We start from the raw sequence: 19469 nt of genomic DNA on the forward strand, positions 1-19469 counted from the left end.
GTACTCCTTAATGATGCGCTATTCTACAGAATGCTGACATAGCACTCGCTTGCCGGATGCTGAACTACCGCATTATCCGCTCAGGGAGCTCGTGGAAACGCAATAAATTGACGTTTCCACCCAGGCCAGACAAGCGTAGCGCATCAGACAATTTGGCCGTTGTCAGCAGTCTCTCTTTTCACTTAACTGATTAGCGATCAGCCACCATTTTTTAATGCTTCAAGATACTCCCAACGTTCAAAAGCCTGCTCCAGTTCCTGTTCAGCGGCAGTCAGATCAGCGAGCACTTTTTGCGTATGCTCATGGGGCTGGCTGAAGAAAGAGGCATCTGCCACCTGCGCCTGTAAGGCTTCCAGTTTTGCTTCCAAATCTTCAAGCAGTTGCGGTAGCTGTTCTAATTCGCGCTGCAATTTATAGCTTAGTTTGCTACTGCTGCGTTTTACAGTTTCTGCTTTCGGCGCAGCTACTTCTTCGTTTTTTTTCACCGCAGGCTGTTTTAACACCACATACTGTTCTTGCTGTCCGCGCGCGTCGTGATAACCGCCGACATAACGGCCAATTTTGCCGCCACCTTCGAAGATCCAGCACTCTGTTACGGTGTTATCAACAAACTGACGATCGTGACTAACCAGCAATACTGTACCCTGGTAGCTGTCGATCAGCTCTTCAAGCAGTTCCAGCGTTTCAACATCGAGATCGTTGGTCGGTTCGTCGAGGATCAGTAAGTTACTGGGTTTCAGGAACAGACGCGCCAAAAGCAGACGGTTACGTTCCCCGCCAGAGAGCGCGCGCACCGGCGTCATCGCCCGTTTCGGATGGAACAGGAAGTCCTGTAAATAACCCAGTACATGGCGCGGTTTACCATTAACCATCACCTCTTGCTTACCTTCAGCAAGGTTATCCATCACCGTTTTGTCGGGATCGAGTTCCGCACGGTGCTGGTCAAAATAGGCGACTTCCAGTTTAGTGCCGACGTGAATGCGTCCGCTGTCCGGCTGAAGTTGACCAAGCATCAGTTTCAGCAGCGTGGTTTTGCCACAGCCATTCGGGCCAATCAGGGCAATTTTATCGCCACGTAGTACCTGGGCAGAAAAATCTTTCACCAGTTGCTTACCGTCAACCTGGTAGCAAACGTCTTCCATTTCGAAAACGATCTTACCGGAGCGACTGGCCTCTTCTACCTGCATCTTTGCAGTACCCATTACCTCGCGACGTTCACCGCGTTCACGACGCATTGCTTTCAGCGCACGCACGCGGCCTTCATTACGGGTACGACGCGCTTTGATCCCCTGACGGATCCACACTTCTTCCTGTGCCAGTTTGCGATCGAACTCGGCATTTTGTAGTTCTTCCACGCGCAGGGCTTCTTCTTTTTCCAACAAATACTGGTCGTAATTACCCGGATAGGTGACCAGTTTGCCGCGATCGAGATCGACAATACGCGTCGCCATATTGCGAATAAATGAACGGTCGTGGGAGATGAAAATAATCGTACCGTTGAACGTTTTCAGGAAACCTTCCAGCCAGTCGATGGTTTCAATATCCAGGTGGTTAGTCGGTTCATCGAGCAGCAACACGCGCGGATTGCTCACCAGCGCTCGCCCTAATGCGGCTTTACGCAACCAGCCGCCGGAAAGCGACGACAGCGCGACGTTAGGATCTAATCCCAGCTGTGCCAGCACTTCGTTGATGCGGTTTTCCAGTTGCCACAGGTTGTGGTGATCCAACTGTTCCTGAACCTTCGCCAGTTCGTTGAGATTCTTCTCGCTCGGGTCGTTCATCACCAGGCGCGAAATATCGTGATAGCGTTTCAGGTATTCCGCTTGTTCTTCAATGCCTTCGGCAACGAAATCATAAACGCTACCCTCAACGTTACGCGGCGGATCCTGCTGCAAACGCGCAACGATCAGATCCTGCTCGTAAATAATGCGACCGTCATCCAGCCCCTGTTCACGGTTGAGGATTTTCATTAACGTCGATTTGCCTGCGCCGTTACGGCCCACCAGACAAACACGTTCGTTATCTTCGATATGCAGTTCTGCGTTATCGAGAAGCGGCGCGTCGCTGAACGACAGCCATGCGCCATGCATACTGATTAATGACATTACTATTCCTTTCAGGCTGCGGTAATCAGCCAGCAGTTGTGGATCTGGCGGTTACGGGCGAAATCCTGGGAGAGCGTTTTTTGCGTAATTTCTTGTGCTTTCAGTCCCAGTTTTGCCAGTCCGTCAAGATCCATACGGAAACCACGTTTGTTGTTCGAGAACATGATCGTCCCACCTGCACGCAGCAGACGTTTCAAATCTTTCATCAGCGCCAGATGATCGCGCTGAACATCAAACGCATCTTCCATTCGTTTTGAGTTAGAGAAGGTTGGCGGATCGATAAAGATCAGATCGAACTGTTCATTAGCCTCACGCAACCACGCCAGGCAGTCGGCCTGAATGAGGCGATGCGCACGACCGGTTAAGCCATTAAGGCGCAGGTTTCGTTCTGCCCACTCCAGATAGGTACGCGACATATCCACCGTAGTGGTGCTGCGCGCGCCGCCTAATCCCGCGTGCACGGTGGCGCTACCGGTATAGGAGAACAAGTTGAGGAAATCTTTGCCTTTGCTCATCTGACCGAGCATACGACGGGCGATACGGTGATCGAGGAACAAACCAGTATCAAGATAATCCGTCAGGTTCACCCACAAGTGAGCGTTATATTCGGTAACTTCCAGAAACTCGCCCTTCTCGCCCAGTTTCTGGTACTGATTTTTGCCCTTCTGGCGTTCACGGGTTTTCAGCACCAGTTTGTTTGGCGCAATCCCGAGTACCGAAATGGTCGCCGCGATAATATCGAACAGACGTTGACGCGCTTTGTGCGCATCAATGGTTTTTGGTGGCGCATACTCCTGCACCACCACCCAATCGGCGTAGCGGTCAACGGCAACGTTGTATTCCGGTAGATCGGCGTCGTACAGGCGGTAGCATTCAATGCCTTCCTGACGCGCCCACTTCTCGAATTTTTTGAGGTTCTTACGCAGACGGTTGGCGTAGTCTTCTGCCACCATTGCCGGTTTGCTGTCTGGAGTGCTTTCGGCAACGTGGTAATTTTTCTGCACGCAGTCTAATGGACCGTTTTTCGCTTTGTACTGTTTGTCTGCACGCAGCTGCAGGCAACTTAACAGATCCGGCGAGGCACTGAATAAAGAGAGATTCCAGCCGCCGAACTGATTTTTCATGATTCGGCCCAGCAGGCTATGCAGCGCAATCAGCGCCGGTTCGCTGTCCAGACGTTCGCCGTATGGCGGGTTGCTCAACACTGTACCGTACGGCCCTTTCGGCAGAGGATTGGTCAGTTGCGCGACATCTTTCACTTCAAAAGTGATCAGTTCGCCAATCCCCGCAAGACGGGCGTTAGTGCGCGCACGTTGAATCACCCGCGCATCGCTGTCGGAACCGTAGAAATGAGAGTTGTACTCAGCCAGACCTTTACGGGCGCGGGTTTGCGCTTCCGCTTTTACTTCTTGCCAGATAGCTTCATCATGTTGCGCCCAGCCGCTAAAGCCCCAACGCCCGCGGTGCAAGCCCGGTGCGCGGTCGGTCGCCAGCATCGCCGCTTCAATCAACAACGTACCAGAACCACACATTGGATCGAGCAGCGGTGTTCCTGGCTGCCAACCGGAACGCATCACAATTGCCGCCGCCAGAGTTTCTTTGATCGGCGCAATACCTGCACGATCACGATAGCCGCGCAGATGCAAACCATCACCACTTAAATCGAGAGCGATGCTGGCGGTTTCTTTATTTAGCCAGACGTTCACGCGGATATCCGGCGCATCGCGATCGACATTCGGACGCGGCAGATTCTTACGGGTGAAAGCATCAACGATCGCATCTTTGACTTTCATCGCGCCGTACTGGCTGTTGCGGATGGTGTCATTCAGACCGCTGAAGTGGACAGCAAAGGTCGCGCCAGGATTAAACATCTCTGTCCAGTTGATCGCCTGAACGCCGAGATAAAGGTCTAAGTCACTGTAAACCTTACACTCGCCCAGCGGCAACATAATACGCGAGGCCAGGCGACTCCACATCAGGCTCTGGTAAACAAGCCGCGTGTCGCCCTTGAAATGGACCCCACCCTGAACCACCTGGCATTCAACGGCCCCCAGGTTTTCGAGTTCAGTTTTTAACAGCTCTTCCAGCCCACGGGCCGTACTGGCAAACAGAGAATTCATATCGTCACTTTTACTCTAAGGCCTACCGCAGTAGGCGTAATTGTTGCAGTCAGTTTGGACATGGACAGCACGGAGAAACCGGAACGTACACCAGTACGTGAGGATTTCGAGCACTGCCCAGGGCTAAACTGACAAATAAAATAGCCTAACGGGATAGGCACTAAGAAAATTGTTGCGCATTATAGCTAATAAGCGCGTCATGTCATAAAGTTGAGGGCTTATTTTCATTTGAGGACCGCACCGTGACGACATTAACCCGGCTTTTTATTCATCCTGTTAAATCGATGCGCGGCATCGGTCTGACGCATGCTCTGGCTGATGTCAGCGGTCTGGCCTTCGATCGCATCTTCATGGTCACAGAACCTGACGGTAGGTTTATTACTGCCCGCCAGTTTCCGCAGATGGTGCGGTTTACCCCTTCGCCCGTGCATGACGGCTTACATCTCACCGCGCCAGATGGCAGCAGCGCATACATCCGTTTTGCTGATTTCGCTATGCAGGACGCGCCAACCGAAGTGTGGGGTAACCATTTTACTGCACGCATTGCGCCAGATGAGATCAACAAATGGTTAAGCGGCTTTTTCTCCCGTGAAGTGCAACTGCGCTGGGTAGGACCGCAGATGACACGGCGCGTAAAACGCCATAACACTGTACCCTTGTCGTTTGCTGATGGCTATCCGTATCTGCTCGCTAATGAAGCCTCACTGCGTGATGTGCAGCAACGCTGCCCGGCAAGTGTAAAAATGGAGCAATTTCGCCCCAATCTGGTGGTTTCCGGCGCGGCAGCCTGGGAAGAAGATACCTGGAAAGTGATTCGCATTGGCGATGTGGTGTTTGACGTGGTAAAGCCCTGCAGCCGCTGTATTTTCACCACTGTCAGCCCGGAAAAAGGACAAAAGCATCCGGCAGGCGAACCGTTAAAAACGCTGCAATCATTCCGCACTGCCCAGGATAATGGCGATGTCGATTTTGGTCAGAATTTAATTGCCCGCAATAGTGGCGTTGTTCGTGTTGGTGATGCAGTGGAAATTCTTGCAACTGCACCGGCGAAAATCTACGGCGCGGCAGCCGCAGACGATACTCTCCCGACAACGCAGCAAATGGATGCAAATGTAGATATCGACTGGCAAGGACTGGCATTTCGCGGTAATAATCAACAGGTTTTGTTGGAGCAATTAGAAAATCAAGGGATTCGGATCCCCTATTCTTGCCGCGCGGGCATATGCGGAAGTTGTCGGGTTCAGCTTCTGGAAGGCGAAGTCACCCCGCTGAAAAAATCAGCTATGAGCGACGACGGGACAATTCTTTGCTGTAGTTGTGTACCGAAGACTGCATTGAAACTGAAAGGTTAAACGGCCTGTTCAAGGCTGAAGCTGTCATAACTCATATGAGGTTTCAGTCTGTCATTCATAATTTTGATGGCGTCACCCAGTTGCATGGCGCGACCAGCGATGACAACACAAGGCTGCGCAAGGAGACACAGCGCGGCATTTTCGCCAGATTCAACAACCAGAAGGCTGACTTGTTCATTGGTATCGCTTAACCAGACACAGGCTGCATCACCCGGCACTGGCGACCACATTTCACCATGAGAAACAAAATGCCAGCTTTTCGGCATTTGCGGTTTGAGATAACGAACTGCCACCAGCGCATTAAGCACCAGTTCAGCTTTTTGTTCTTTTGATAAGTTAAGGTCGCGGCATTTTTCTTCAAACGAGAAATAGAGCGCGGCGTCATCAACGCAGAATCCCGCTGGAGAAAAGGCATCTGGTGTCAACATCTTGCGCGCAAAACGTGAGCGAAATAGCATGCCATTGGCTAGATCAAGCATCATTCGATCATGCTCTTCATCATAATACCAACGCCAATTATCGTCTGGTTTAATTCGCATATGCTTCTCCTCTACCCTATAAATCCACTGCAACATATTCCATTGTCGCTTCGCTTAATAACCTCAACAAAAAAGTACAAAATGTCTAAATAAGTAACAGCAATGAATATAAAACAACCAGGGCTGAAAATAAAGCCCTGATTATCTTATAAAGAGAAAATGAAAGAAATAATTAGATATGGTTAACGATTTCTTTAATCAGCGGCGGACCTTTAAAAATAAAACCGGAATAAATTTGCACCAAAGAAGCCCCTGCAGCAATCTTCTCGCGAGCAGCAATTACCGAGTCAATACCACCAACACCAATAATCGGTAAGCGGCCGTTTAATTCCTGCGACAAGCGACGAATAATTTCCGTACTTTTTAATTGTAAGGGACGACCACTTAAGCCACCGGTTTGATCACAATTTTTCATCCCCTGAACCAAAGAACGATCGAGTGTCGTATTAGTTGCAATGACGCCATCAATATTATGGCGAACTAAACTATCGGCAACCTGGATCAACTCTTCTTCAGAAAGATCCGGCGCGATCTTCACTGCTATTGGTACATATTTGTGGTGGTGCGCTTGCAGATCATTTTGTTTATTTTTAATTGCCGTTAATAAATCATCCAGAGCTTCGCCATATTGCAGAGTGCGTAATCCCGGGGTATTTGGTGATGAAATATTGATGGCAATATATCCTGCATAGGCGTAGATTTTTTCCATACAAATCAGATAGTCATCTTTGCCTTGCTCAACCGGCGTATCTTTATTTTTGCCGATATTGATTCCCAGAACACCGTCGTAGTGGGCTTTTTTAACGTTCTCTACGAGGTTATCAACGCCGAGGTTATTAAAGCCCATACGGTTTATTAAACCTTCAGCATCGACCAGGCGAAAAAGACGCGGTTTGTCGTTTCCTGGTTGTGGACGCGGGGTAACAGTACCGATCTCGATCGATCCAAATCCCATTGCACCAAGGGCATCAATACACTCCCCGTCTTTATCAAGACCGGCAGCCAGGCCAAGCGGGTTTTTAAAGGTCAGTCCCATACAGTTAACCGGCTTCGCTGGAACATTTTGCCGAACAAGCGCTTCAAAGGGTGTTCCGGTGATGCGGCGTAATTGCTGAAAAGTAAACTCGTGTGCGCGCTCTGGATCGAGCTGGAAAAGGGCTTTACGAACGAAGGGGTAGTACATGAACTCTCCTGGATTCCCGGTGTGCAAACCGGGGGCGTATTATGTGCGAGTTCGCAGCAAAAGGGAATTGACCTGCGGCAATAAATAGCAAACGTTTTCTTGTTGCGCCTTTTTTATGCTTTTTTTGGCTTTCCTTCTTCAGATAAATCATTTCGACTCACGAACGCCCTCTGTCAGACTGACCGAATTGTTATCAATGTTAACAAAATAAGAACGATTGGTTATAAGGAGAGAGTATGCGTGTCATCACCCTGGCGGGTAGTCCTCGCTTTCCTTCTCGCTCCAGTTCCTTACTGGAATATGCGCGGGAAAAACTGAATGGCCTGGATGTTGAGGTTTATCACTGGAATCTGCAAAACTTCGCCCCGGAAGATCTGCTCTATGCCCGTTTCGATAGTCCGGCACTCAAGACCTTCACCGAACAGCTGCAACAGGCCGATGGACTGATAGTCGCTACACCTGTGTATAAAGCCGCCTATTCTGGCGCGCTGAAAACCCTGCTCGACCTACTGCCAGAACGCGCTTTGCAAAGCAAAGTGGTACTGCCACTGGCGACGGGCGGCACGGTGGCTCATCTGCTGGCGGTCGATTACGCCCTTAAACCAGTTTTAAGCGCGCTGAAAGCCCAGGAGATCCTGCACGGCGTGTTTGCCGATGACTCGCAGGTGATTGATTACCAGCACAAACCCCTGTTCACGCCAAATCTGCAAACCCGTCTTGATACCGCGCTGGAAACCTTCTGGCAGGCGCTGCACCGCCGTGATGTTCAGGTTCCTGACCTTCATTCTCTGCGAGGTAATGCCCATGCGTAACATCATTAAACTGGCGCTGGCGGGATTACTTAGCGTCTCAACACTTGCAGTTGCTACGGAGTCGACTCCAGAAGCGTTACATATTGGCTACCAGAAAGGTAGCATTGGTATGGTGCTGGCAAAAAGCCACCAGTTACTGGAAAAACGCTATCCGCAAACAGAAATCTCGTGGGTGGAGTTTCCCGCAGGTCCGCAAATGCTGGAGGCGTTAAACGTTGGCAGTATTGATCTCGGCAGTACGGGGGATATTCCACCCATCTTTGCTCAGGCCGCCGGGGCTGATTTGGTATACGTGGGCGTCGAGCCGCCGAAGCCAAAAGCCGAAGTGATTCTGGTTCCAGAAAACAGTCCGATCAAAACCGTAGCCGATCTTAAAGGCCACAAAGTTGCCTTTCAGAAAGGTTCCAGTTCGCACAACCTTTTACTGCGCGCCCTGCAACAGGCCGGGCTTAAATTCACCGATATCCAGCCCACTTACCTGACGCCCGCCGATGCCCGCGCCGCGTTCCAGCAAGGTAACGTCGACGCCTGGGCTATCTGGGATCCCTACTACTCCGCCGCGTTATTACAGGGCGGCGTGCGGGTGTTGAAAGATGGCACTAGTCTCAATCAAACCGGATCGTTTTATCTGGCAGCTCGTCCCTATGCAGAAAAAAACGGCACCTTTATTCAGGGTGTGCTCACAACCTTTAGTGAGGCCGATTCATTAACCCGCAGCCAGCGCGAGCAAAGCATCGCTTTACTGGCAAAAACAATGGGCTTACCGGCTCCGGTAATTGCCTCGTATCTGGATCATCGTCCTCCCACCACCATCAAACCGGTTAACGCCGAGGTTGCCGCCTTACAGCAGCAAACGGCAGATCTGTTTTATGAAAACCGTCTGGTGCCGAAAAAAGTCGATATTCGCCAGCGCATCTGGCAGCCCACGCAACTGGAAGGAAAACAATTATGAGTCTGAATATGTTCTGGTTTTTACCGACCCACGGTGACGGGCATTATCTGGGAACGGAAGAAGGTTCACGCCCGGTTGATCATGGTTATCTGCAACAAATTGCGCAAGCGGCGGATCGTCTGGGCTATACCGGTGTGCTAATTCCAACGGGGCGATCGTGTGAAGATGCGTGGCTGGTGGCGGCGTCGATGATCCCGGTGACGCAGCGGCTGAAGTTTCTTGTCGCCCTGCGCCCCAGCGTAACCTCACCTACCGTTGCCGCCCGCCAGGCCGCCACGCTTGATCGTCTCTCTAACGGACGCGCGTTGTTTAACCTGGTCACAGGCAGCGATCCACAAGAGTTGGCAGGCGACGGCGTATTCCTCGACCATAGCGAGCGTTACGAAGCTTCGGCGGAATTTACCCAGGTCTGGCGACGTTTATTGCTGGGCGAAACGGTGGATTTCAACGGCAAACATATTCATGTACGCGGAGCCAAACTGCTCTTTCCACCAATTCAACAGCCCTACCCCCCGCTTTACTTTGGCGGATCGTCAGACATCGCCCAGGATCTGGCCGCCGAACAGGTTGATCTTTATCTCACCTGGGGCGAACCGCCGGAACTGGTTAAAGAGAAAATCGAACAAGTGCGTGCGAAAGCTGCCGCGCATGGACACAAAATTCGTTTCGGTATTCGTCTGCATGTGATTGTTCGTGAAACTAACGACGAAGCGTGGCAGGCCGCCGAGCGGTTAATCTCGCATCTTGATGATGAAACTATCGCCAAAGCACAGGCCGCATTCGCTCGGACGGATTCCGTAGGACAACAGCGAATGGCGGCGTTACATAACGGCAAGCGCGACAATCTGGAGATCAGCCTAATTTATGGGCGGGCGTTGGCTTAGTCCGCGGCGGTGCCGGGACGGCGCTGGTGGGCGATGGTCCGACGGTCGCTGCGCGAATCAACGAATACGCCGCGCTTGGCATCGACAGTTTTGTGCTTTCGGGCTATCCACATCTGGAAGAAGCGTATCGGGTTGGCGAGTTGCTGTTCCCGCTTCTGGATATCGCCATCCCGGAAATTCCCCAGCCACAACCGCTGAATCCGCAAGGCGAAGCGGTGGCGAATGATTTTATCCCCCGTAAAGTCGCGCAAAGCTAAGGAACACGATGATGGCAACGCCAGTGAAGAAGTGGTTATTGCGCGTTGCCCCCTGGTTTTTACCGGTGGGCATCGTGGCGGTGTGGCAACTGGCCTCCTCAGTTGGCTGGCTGTCGACGCGTATTTTGCCCTCTCCGGAAGGAGTGGTGATGGCGTTCTGGACGCTCTCCGCCAGCGGCGAATTGTGGCAGCATCTGGCGATCAGCTCCTGGCGGGCGTTGATTGGCTTTTCAGTTGGCGGATCGCTGGGGTTGATTCTGGGGCTGATTAGCGGACTATCTCGCTGGGGAGAACGGCTGCTGGATACCTCAATTCAGATGTTGCGCAACGTGCCGCATCTGGCGCTGATCCCGCTGGTGATTTTGTGGTTTGGCATTGATGAATCCGCGAAAATCTTTCTGGTGGCGCTCGGCACGCTTTTCCCCATTTATATCAATACCTGGCACGGCATCCGTAATATCGATCGCGGGCTGGTGGAAATGGCGCGTAGCTATGGCTTATCCGGATTACCGCTGTTTATCCATGTGATCCTGCCTGGCGCCCTACCCTCAATTATGGTCGGCGTGCGTTTTGCATTGGGCCTGATGTGGCTGACGCTGATTGTTGCCGAAACCATTTCTGCCAATTCCGGTATTGGTTATCTGGCGATGAATGCGCGGGAGTTTTTGCAAACGGACGTGGTGGTAGTCGCTATTATTCTTTACGCCCTGCTCGGCAAACTTGCTGACGTCAGCGCGCAGCTGTTAGAGCGTCTCTGGTTGCGCTGGAACCCGGCTTATCATCTGAAGGAGGCCACGGTATGAATACTGCTCGTCTGAACCAGGGCACACCATTGTTGCTCAATGCAGTAAGCAAACATTACGCGGAAAATATCGTCCTGAACCAACTGGATTTACATATTCCGGCAGGTCAGTTTGTGGCGGTGGTGGGCCGCAGCGGTGGTGGCAAAAGTACCCTGCTGCGCCTGCTGGCCGGGCTGGAAACGCCAACCGCAGGCGATGTGTTGGCAGGCACCACACCGCTGGCTGAAATTCAGGAAGACACGCGAATGATGTTTCAGGATGCGCGTCTGCTGCCGTGGAAATCGGTGATTGATAACGTTGGGTTAGGCCTTAAAGGCCAGTGGCGCGATGCCGCGCGTCGGGCGTTGGCTGCGGTAGGACTAGAGAATCGCGCCGGGGAATGGCCTGCCGCACTTTCAGGCGGGCAGAAACAGCGAGTGGCGCTGGCAAGAGCGTTGATTCATCGACCGGGTTTATTGTTGCTTGATGAACCGCTCGGGGCACTGGACGCCTTAACGCGACTCGAGATGCAGGATTTGATTGTGTCACTTTGGCAGGAGCACGGCTTTACCGTACTGTTGGTGACGCATGATGTGAGCGAAGCGGTGGCGATGGCTGACCGGGTGCTGTTAATTGAAGAAGGAAAAATTGGTCTGGATTTGACGGTGGATATCCCCCGTCCGCGCCGGTTAGGATCAGTGCGATTAGCGGAGCTGGAAGCGGAAGTGTTGCAGCGGGTGATGCATCGTGGGAATTCTGAACAACCGATTCGGCGTCAAGGTTAATATGCCGGATGCGGCGCACAAAACCAGCAATTTCAACGGGCTTGCAGGCCTGATAAGACGCGTCAGCGTCGCATCAGGCAGTTGGACACGGTTGCCGGATGCGGCGTGAACGCCTTATCCGGCCTACAAAACCAGCAATTTCAACGGGTTTGTAGGCCTGATAAGACGCGTCAGCGTCGCATCAGGCATGTTTGTATCAAGCCAGAGCTTTAGTTATCTTCTCGTACAGATCGCCAGAGAGATTTTCCAGCCCTTTCAACTGTTCCAGCGCCGCGCGCATTTTCTCCTGACGTTTGGCATCGTAACGTTTCAGGCGAATCAACGGCTCAATCAGACGTGAAGCCACCTGCGGGTTACGGCTGTTCAGGTCAGTAAGCATTTCCACCAGGAACTGGTAACCGCTGCCATCTTCGGCATGGAACGCTGCCGGGTTGCTGCCCGCAAACGCGCCAATCAACGAACGAATACGGTTCGGGTTACTCATGGTAAATGAGCGATGCTGCAACAGGCCTCGCACCGTCTCCAGCACATTCGCCGCCGGGCTGGTAGCTTGCAGGATAAACCATTTATCCATCACCAGACCGTCCTGATGCCACTTATCGTCATATTCCTGCATCAACTTGTCACGGCATGGCAACTGCGCAGCAACCGCCGCAGAGAGCGCCGCCAGCGCATCGGTCATATTGTTCGCTTCGTGGAACTGCTTGCTCACCAGCACATCAGCCAGATGCGTTTCACCAAAAGCGAGGAAGCGCAGGCAGGCATTACGCAGAGTGCGTTTCGCAATATCTTCATGCTCAACGCGATACTCGCTCTGGTAATTCGCGTTATAGATTGCCAGCAGCTCATCCGCCAGTTCAGTCGCCAGAGTACGGGTGAGTGCTTCGCGCACTTCGGCAATGGCAATCGGATCAATGATATCGAACAGTTCCGCCATTTCATTGACGGAAGGCAGCGTGAGGATTTCTGCCGCCAGTGCCGGGTCAATCTTCTCATCGAGTAGCACCGCGCGGAAAGCATCAGCCACATGCACCGGCAGAGACAGCGGCTGTCCTTGCTGATGACGGGCGACGTTCAGCTTGATGTAGGTTGCCAGCAGACTTTGCGCCGCATCCCAACGGGAGAAATCATTACGCGCATGACGCATCAGGAAGGTCAGTTGCTGATCGCTCCACTTATATTCCAGTTTCACTGGCGCAGAGAATTCGCACAGCAGCGCAGGCACCGGCTGGAAGTAGACATTATCAAAGACAAAGGTCTGTTCTGCCTGAGTGACGTTCAGCACGGAATTGACCGGATGACCGCCTTTCTGCAACGGGATCACTTTGCCTTCGTTATCATACAGTTCGATGGCAAACGGAATATGCAGCGGCTGTTTTTCTGCCTGATCCGGTGTGGCTGGCGTGCGCTGGCTGATGGTCAGGGTGTACTGCTCAGTTTCCGGATTGTAGTCGTCTTTGACGGTCACAATCGGCGTGCCGGACTGGCTGTACCAACGGCGGAAATGGGAGAGATCGACATTCGACGCATCTTCCATTGCCTGAACAAAGTCGTCACAGGTCGCTGCGCTACCATCATGGCGCTCGAAATAGAGCTGCATCCCTTTCTGGAAGTTTTCTTCGCCCAGCAGGGTGTGGATCATACGAATCACTTCCGCGCCCTTCTCGTAAACGGTCAGGGTGTAGAAGTTGTTCATCTCAATAACCATGTCCGGGCGGATTGGGTGCGCCATCGGGCTGGCATCTTCCGCAAACTGCAATCCGCGCATGGTGCGCACATTATTGATACGGTTTACCGCGCGGGAACCAAGGTCAGAGCTGAATTCCTGATCGCGGAAGACGGTTAAACCTTCTTTCAGGCTGAGCTGGAACCAGTCGCGGCAGGTCACACGGTTACCGGTCCAGTTATGGAAATATTCGTGACCAATAACGCGCTCAATATCAAGGTAATCTTTATCGGTGGCGGTGTCGGTGCGCGCCAGCACATATTTGGAGTTAAAGATATTCAGACCTTTATTCTCCATTGCGCCCATATTGAAGAAATCCACCGCAACAATCATATAGATGTCGAGGTCATACTCCAGGCCGAAGCGTTCTTCATCCCACTTCATGGAGTTTTTCAGCGAGGTCATCGCCCACGGCGCGCGATCAAGGTTACCGCGATCGACGTAAAGCTCCAGCGCTACTTCGCGACCAGAACGCGTGGTGAAGGTGTCGCGCAGTACATCAAAGTCGCCTGCCACCAGCGCAAACAGGTAGCACGGTTTCGGGAACGGGTCCTGCCACTGTACCCAATGACGTCCGTTTTCCAGTTCGCCTTGCGCAACGCGGTTACCGTTGGAAAGCAGGAATGGATATTTGGTTTTATCGGCAATAATTTTGGTGGTAAAACGCGCCAGCACGTCCGGGCGGTCAAGATAATACGTAATATGGCGGAAACCTTCGGCTTCACACTGGGTGCAAAGCGCATCGCCTGACTGATAAAGTCCTTCCAGCGCGGTATTCGCTGCCGGACTAATTTCATTAACAATCTTGAGCGTAAAACACTCCGGTAAATTACTGATGACCAGTGCGCCCTCTTCTTCTTTCCAGGCGGTCCACGGCTCATCATTAATATGAATAGAAACCAGTTTAAGATCTTCGCCATCAAGACGAAGCGGTGCATCTGATGCACCGTGACGGACAGCCTGGCTGACTGCGGTAACTACCGTCTTTTGCGCGTCCAGGTCAAAGGTCAAGTCAATATCAGTAATCTGGTAATCCGGCGCACGATAATCGTGACGGTATTTGGCTTGTGGCTGTTGAGTCATAAATAACCTTTAGCATCTTTTATAGAGTCTGGTGTTCAGTCTATTCCTGTTGCGTAAATCTCGCTACGCAGAATCTTCATCTTTTCAGGTACAAACGCTTTTATTGCTACATTTGTATAACATACACAGCGCAACGCTATCGACCATAAAGGTGGCATATGGTGTGATCGGGGTTCAATAAATTGCGAAACAAGGTATACTCCAGCAGTTTCCTAAGATGTTTATTGTACTAAACGCTCCCGTAAGAGGACGCTACTGCGCACCTATGACACAATTCGCTTCTCCTGTTCTGCACTCGTTGCTGGATACAGATGCTTATAAGTTGCATATGCAGCAAGCCGTGTTTCATCACTACTATGATGTGCATGTCGCGGCGGAGTTTCGTTGCCGTGGTGACGATCTGCTGGGTATTTATGCCGATGCTATTCGTGAACAGGTTCAGGCGATGGAAAACTTGTGCCTGCGGGATGATGAATATCAGTGGCTCTCTGCCCTGCCTTTCTTTAAAGCCGACTATCTCGACTGGCTGCGTGAATTTCGCTTTAATCCGGAACAGGTCACTGTTAGCAACGATAACGGTAAGCTGGATATTCGTTTAAGCGGTCCGTGGCGTGAAGTCATCCTATGGGAAGTTCCTTTGCTGGCGGTCATTAGTGAACTGGTACATCGCTATCGCTCACCGCAGGCCGACGTTGCGCAAGCCCTCGACACACTGGAAAGCAAATTAGTCAACTTCTCGGCGTTAACCGCCGACCTTGATATGTCGCGCTTCCATCTGATGGATTTTGGCACTCGCCGCCGTTTTTCTCGCGAAGTACAAGAAACCATCGTTAAACGCCTACAACAGGAAAAGTGGTTCGTTGGCACCAGCAACTACGATCTGGCGCGTCGACTTTCCCTCACGCCGATGGGAACCCAGGCACACGAATGGTTCCAGGCACATCAGCAAATCAGCCCGGACCTTGCCAACAGCCAGCGAGCTGCACTTGCTGCCTGGCTGGAAGAGTATCCCGATCAACTGGGGATTGCGTTAACCGACTGTATTACGATGGATGCATTCTTACGTGATTTCGGCGTGGAGTTTGCCAGCCGCTATCAGGGCTTGCGTCATGACTCTGGCGACCCGGTAGAATGGGGCGAAAAAGCGATTGCACATTATGAGAAACTGGGGATTGATCCGCAAAGCAAAATACTGGTTTTCTCCGACAATCTGGATTTACCTAAAGCGGTTGAGCTTTATCGCCACTTCTCTTCTCGCGTGCAATTAAGTTTTGGCATTGGCACACGCCTGACTTGTGATATTCCTCAGGTAAAACCCCTGAATATCGTGATTAAACTGGTGGAGTGTAACGGTAAACCGGTGGCGAAACTTTCTGACAGCCCTGGCAAAACTATCTGCCATGACAAAGCGTTTGTCCGCGCGCTACGTAAAGCATTCGACCTTCCGCACATTAAAAAAGCCAGTTAATATCATCAGGGAGCCATAACGGCTCCCTTTTTTACCTTTTATTCCGAAATCTTTTGTCCCATCTGCGAATTCTGCTTGTCTGATTGCAGATGCCAGGTAACATAGGTATCCCCCCATTGACGGGTGGACAAGTGTTTATTTTTTCCGACTATTAACAGAGAGAATATTATGAGCGTTGTGCCTGTAGCCGACGTACTCCAGGGCCGCATAGCCGTTGACAGCGAAGTCACCGTGCGCGGATGGGTACGTACCCGCCGAGATTCAAAAGCTGGCATCTCCTTCCTCGCCGTTTATGACGGTTCCTGCTTTGATCCTGTACAGGCTGTCATCAATAATTCTCTGCCCAATTACAATGAAGACGTACTGCGTCTGACCACCGGTTGCTCGGTCATTGTGACGGGTAAAGTCGTGGCATCGCCGGGCCAGGGGCAACAATTTGAAATTCAGGCCAGCAACGTTGAAGTTGCCGGTTGGGTTGAAGATCCAGACACTTACCCGATGGCCGCAAAACGCCACAGCATCGAATATCTGCGTGAAGTCGCTCACCTGCGTCCGCGTACCAACCTGATTGGCGCAGTAGCGCGCGTTCGCCACACGCTGGCACAGGCGCTGCATCGCTTCTTTAACGAGCAGGGCTTCTTCTGGGTTTCTACGCCGCTGATTACCGCGTCCGATACCGAAGGCGCTGGCGAAATGTTCCGCGTTTCAACGCTGGATCTGGAAAACCTGCCGCGTAACGATCAGGGCAAAGTCGATTTCGATAAAGACTTCTTTGGTAAAGAGTCTTTCCTGACCGTATCTGGTCAGTTGAACGGCGAAACCTATGCCTGTGCGCTGTCGAAAATTTATACCTTCGGCCCGACCTTCCGTGCTGAAAACTCCAACACCAGCCGTCACCTGGCGGAATTCTGGATGCTGGAGCCAGAAGTCGCGTTTGCTAACCTGAACGATATCGCCGGTCTGGCTGAAGCCATGCTGAAATATGTCTTCAAAGCAGTTCTCGATGAACGCGCTGACGACATGAAATTCTTCGCTGAACGCGTAGATAAAGATGCCGTTTCACGTCTGGAACGCTTCATTGAAGCAGACTTCGCCCAGGTTGATTACACCGACGCAGTGACCATTCTCGAAAACTGCGGCAGGAAGTTTGAAAACCCGGTTTACTGGGGTGTAGATCTCTCTTCTGAGCACGAGCGTTATCTGGCGGAAGAACACTTTAAAGCACCGGTAGTGGTTAAAAACTATCCGAAAGACATTAAAGCGTTCTATATGCGTCTTAACGAAGACGGTAAAACCGTTGCCGCAATGGACGTTCTGGCGCCGGGTATTGGTGAGATCATTGGTGGTTCGCAGCGTGAAGAGCGTCTGGACGTGCTGGATGAGCGTATGCTGGAGATGGGCCTGAACAAAGAAGATTACTGGTGGTATCGCGATCTGCGTCGCTACGGTACTGTTCCACATTCCGGTTTCGGTCTTGGCTTTGAACGCCTGATTGCCTACGTGACCGGCGTACAGAACGTGCGTGACGTGATTCCTTTCCCACGTACCCCGCGTAACGCCAGCTTCTAATTCACTTCCTGAAAGAGCCAGCGCACGCTGGCTCTTTTTTTATCCCCTTCTGTCAAGTTATCTGTTTGTTAAGTCAATCAATCTATTTGCAACCCCTCAAGGCCCCTCTTCCTGTTACGGAATATTTCTCTGAAATATTTGCGAACAAAAAATTAACCCACAGTCTTATTGCGGATTAGCAATTTCTTAGCTGATAGCACAATTTTTATACTTATTTTTGGCTTTCTGGACGCCTGAAAGCGTGATTCAGTGTGAATGCGGGGATAAATGATCAGAAAGAAAATTTTCGTTTAGTTAATTTAAATATAAGGAAATCATATAAATAGATAAAATCCACTGCAAATATCATTAAAGTCCAATGGAAATATGACGGCGTTCACAAAGTTCCTTAAATTTTACTATTGGTTACACATTTTTGCTTTTTGTAACTATATCTTTATCTTTGTAGCACTTTCACGGTAGCGAAACGTTAGTTTGAATGGAAAGATGCCTGCAGATACATAAAACACCAAACTCTCATCAATAGTTCCGTAAAGATTCATTGACAGAACTTATTGGCGGCAGTGGCAGGTGTTATAAAAAAAACCATGAGGGTAATAAATAATGATGAAGCGCAATATTCTGGCAGTGATTGTCCCTGCTCTGTTAGTAGCAGGTACTGCAAACGCTGCAGAAATCTATAACAAAGATGGCAACAAAGTAGATCTGTACGGTAAAGCTGTCGGTCTGCATTATTTTTCCAAGGATAACGGTGAAAACAGTTACGGTGGCAATGGTGACATGACCTATGCCCGCCTTGGTTTTAAAGGGGAAACTCAAATCAATTCCGATCTGACCGGTTACGGTCAGTGGGAATACAACTTCCAGGGTAACAACTCTGAAGGTGCTGACGCTCAAACTGGCAACAAAACCCGTCTGGCATTCGCTGGTCTGAAATACGCTGACGTAGGTTCTTTCGATTACGGTCGTAATTACGGTGTTGTTTATGACGCACTGGGCTACACCGATATGCTGCCAGAGTTCGGTGGTGATACCGCATACAGCGATGACTTCTTCGTTGGTCGTGTTGGCGGCGTTGCAACTTACCGTAACTCCAACTTCTTTGGTCTGGTTGACGGCCTGAACTTCGCTGTTCAGTACCTGGGTAAAAACGAGCGTGATACTGCACGACGTTCTAACGGCGACGGTGTTGGCGGTTCCATCAGCTACGAATTCGAAGGCTTTGGTATCGTTGGTGCTTATGGTGCAGCTGACCGCACCGACCTGCAAGAAGCTCAGCCTCTCGGCCAGGGTAAAAAAGCTGAACAGTGGGCAACTGGCCTGAAGTATGATGCAAATAACATCTACCTGGCAGCAAACTACGGTGAAACCCGTAACGCTACCCCGATCACTGGTGGCTTTGCCAACAAAACGCAAGACGTTCTGTTAGTTGCGCAATACCAGTTTGACTTTGGCCTGCGTCCGTCCATCGCTTACACCAAATCTAAAGCGAAAGACGTAGAAGGCATCGGTGATGTTGATCTGGTGAACTACGTTGAAGTGGGCGCAACCTACTACTTCAACAAAAACATGTCCACCTATGTTGACTACATCATCAACCAGATCGATTCTGACAACAAACTGGGCGTAGGTTCTGACGACACCGTTGCCGTAGGTATCGTTTACCAGTTCTAATAGCAGACCTCTTTGTTAAATGCCGAAAAAACAGGACTTTGGTCCTGTTTTTTTATGCCTTCCAGAGCAATCTCACGTCTTGAAAAAACAGCCTGCGTTTTCATCAGTAATAGTTGGAATTTTGTAAATCTCCCGTTACCCTGATAGCGGACTTCCCTTCTGTAACCATAATGGAACC

The 19469-nt window shown here is 51.1% G+C and carries 13 protein-coding genes and 1 pseudogene; 9 read left to right on the forward strand and 5 right to left on the reverse strand.

Annotated features, from left to right (window positions below; all coding sequences use genetic code 11):
- Nucleotides 1-197: 197 nt before the first annotated feature.
- Both AACU94_RS11475 and rlmKL read right to left on the reverse strand, forming a co-directional pair.
- Nucleotides 198-2105 carry an ABC transporter ATP-binding protein gene (locus AACU94_RS11475; protein ID WP_135489460.1) on the reverse strand — a complete coding sequence of 636 codons (1908 nt, stop codon included), beginning with the start codon at nucleotides 2103-2105 and terminating at the stop codon, nucleotides 198-200.
- 11 nt (nucleotides 2106-2116) lie between these two features.
- The gene (rlmKL, locus tag AACU94_RS11480; protein WP_064528388.1) at nucleotides 2117-4225 is read right to left on the reverse strand and encodes a bifunctional 23S rRNA (guanine(2069)-N(7))-methyltransferase RlmK/23S rRNA (guanine(2445)-N(2))-methyltransferase RlmL; all 2109 of its coding nucleotides are present in this window, start codon (nucleotides 4223-4225) and stop codon (nucleotides 2117-2119) included.
- A gap of 242 nt (nucleotides 4226-4467) precedes the next feature.
- Here rlmKL and ycbX point away from each other — a divergent pair, with 242 nt between their 5' ends.
- Nucleotides 4468-5577, forward strand: a complete 1110-nt coding sequence (ycbX, locus tag AACU94_RS11485) for a 6-N-hydroxylaminopurine resistance protein YcbX (RefSeq protein ID WP_135489461.1) — start codon at nucleotides 4468-4470, stop codon at nucleotides 5575-5577.
- Here ycbX and zapC read toward each other — a convergent pair.
- Both zapC and pyrD read right to left on the reverse strand, forming a co-directional pair.
- On the reverse strand, nucleotides 5574-6116 hold the full coding sequence (zapC, locus tag AACU94_RS11490; RefSeq protein ID WP_064528385.1) for a cell division protein ZapC: 543 nt from the start codon (nucleotides 6114-6116) through the stop codon (nucleotides 5574-5576). The genes ycbX and zapC overlap by 4 nt on opposite strands.
- Before the next feature lie 172 nt (nucleotides 6117-6288).
- Entirely contained in the window at nucleotides 6289-7299 is a 1011-nt protein-coding gene (pyrD, locus tag AACU94_RS11495) for a quinone-dependent dihydroorotate dehydrogenase (RefSeq protein ID WP_130205367.1), read from the reverse strand.
- Between the two features lie 236 nt (nucleotides 7300-7535).
- On the opposite strand from pyrD, the gene ssuE reads away from it, so the two are divergent.
- The 5 genes and pseudogenes from ssuE (at nucleotide 7536) to ssuB (ending at nucleotide 11771) form a co-directional block, all read left to right on the forward strand.
- A complete protein-coding gene (gene ssuE / locus AACU94_RS11500; RefSeq protein WP_130215779.1) occupies nucleotides 7536-8111 on the forward strand; it encodes an NADPH-dependent FMN reductase in 576 nt (191 codons plus the stop codon).
- A complete protein-coding gene (ssuA, locus tag AACU94_RS11505; protein ID WP_135489463.1) occupies nucleotides 8104-9063 on the forward strand; it encodes an aliphatic sulfonate ABC transporter substrate-binding protein SsuA in 960 nt (319 codons plus the stop codon). The genes ssuE and ssuA overlap by 8 nt, the downstream gene beginning before the upstream one ends.
- Nucleotides 9060-10204 (forward strand): annotated as a pseudogene (gene ssuD / locus AACU94_RS11510) (FMNH2-dependent alkanesulfonate monooxygenase). The gene ssuA and the pseudogene ssuD overlap by 4 nt, the downstream one beginning before the upstream one ends.
- An 11-nt stretch (nucleotides 10205-10215) precedes the next feature.
- On the forward strand, nucleotides 10216-11007 hold the full coding sequence (gene ssuC / locus AACU94_RS11515) for an aliphatic sulfonate ABC transporter permease SsuC (protein WP_135489493.1): 792 nt from the start codon (nucleotides 10216-10218) through the stop codon (nucleotides 11005-11007).
- The gene (gene ssuB, locus AACU94_RS11520) at nucleotides 11004-11771 is read left to right on the forward strand and encodes an aliphatic sulfonates ABC transporter ATP-binding protein (RefSeq protein ID WP_130222108.1); all 768 of its coding nucleotides are present in this window, start codon (nucleotides 11004-11006) and stop codon (nucleotides 11769-11771) included. Before ssuC ends, ssuB begins: the two co-directional genes overlap by 4 nt.
- A 196-nt stretch (nucleotides 11772-11967) precedes the next feature.
- Here the strand turns inward: ssuB and pepN are convergent, their stop codons facing one another.
- Complete coding sequence (gene pepN / locus AACU94_RS11525) at nucleotides 11968-14580, reverse strand: aminopeptidase N (RefSeq protein WP_130258247.1); 2613 nt, start codon at nucleotides 14578-14580, stop codon at nucleotides 11968-11970.
- 265 nt (nucleotides 14581-14845) lie between these two features.
- On the opposite strand from pepN, the gene pncB reads away from it, so the two are divergent.
- From pncB to ompF, 3 genes are all read left to right on the forward strand, one after another.
- A complete protein-coding gene (gene pncB, locus AACU94_RS11530; protein ID WP_130205357.1) occupies nucleotides 14846-16048 on the forward strand; it encodes a nicotinate phosphoribosyltransferase in 1203 nt (400 codons plus the stop codon).
- A gap of 168 nt (nucleotides 16049-16216) precedes the next feature.
- Nucleotides 16217-17617: an asparagine--tRNA ligase gene (gene asnS, locus AACU94_RS11535; protein WP_135489464.1), complete on the forward strand. Its 1401-nt coding sequence runs from the start codon at nucleotides 16217-16219 to the stop codon at nucleotides 17615-17617.
- A gap of 603 nt (nucleotides 17618-18220) precedes the next feature.
- Nucleotides 18221-19291: a porin OmpF gene (gene ompF / locus AACU94_RS11540; RefSeq protein ID WP_130205353.1), complete on the forward strand. Its 1071-nt coding sequence runs from the start codon at nucleotides 18221-18223 to the stop codon at nucleotides 19289-19291.
- Nucleotides 19292-19469 lie beyond the last annotated feature (178 nt).

Source organism: Escherichia sp. E4702 (genome assembly GCF_963883545.1).
Classification (GTDB): Bacteria; Pseudomonadota; Gammaproteobacteria; order Enterobacterales; family Enterobacteriaceae; genus Escherichia.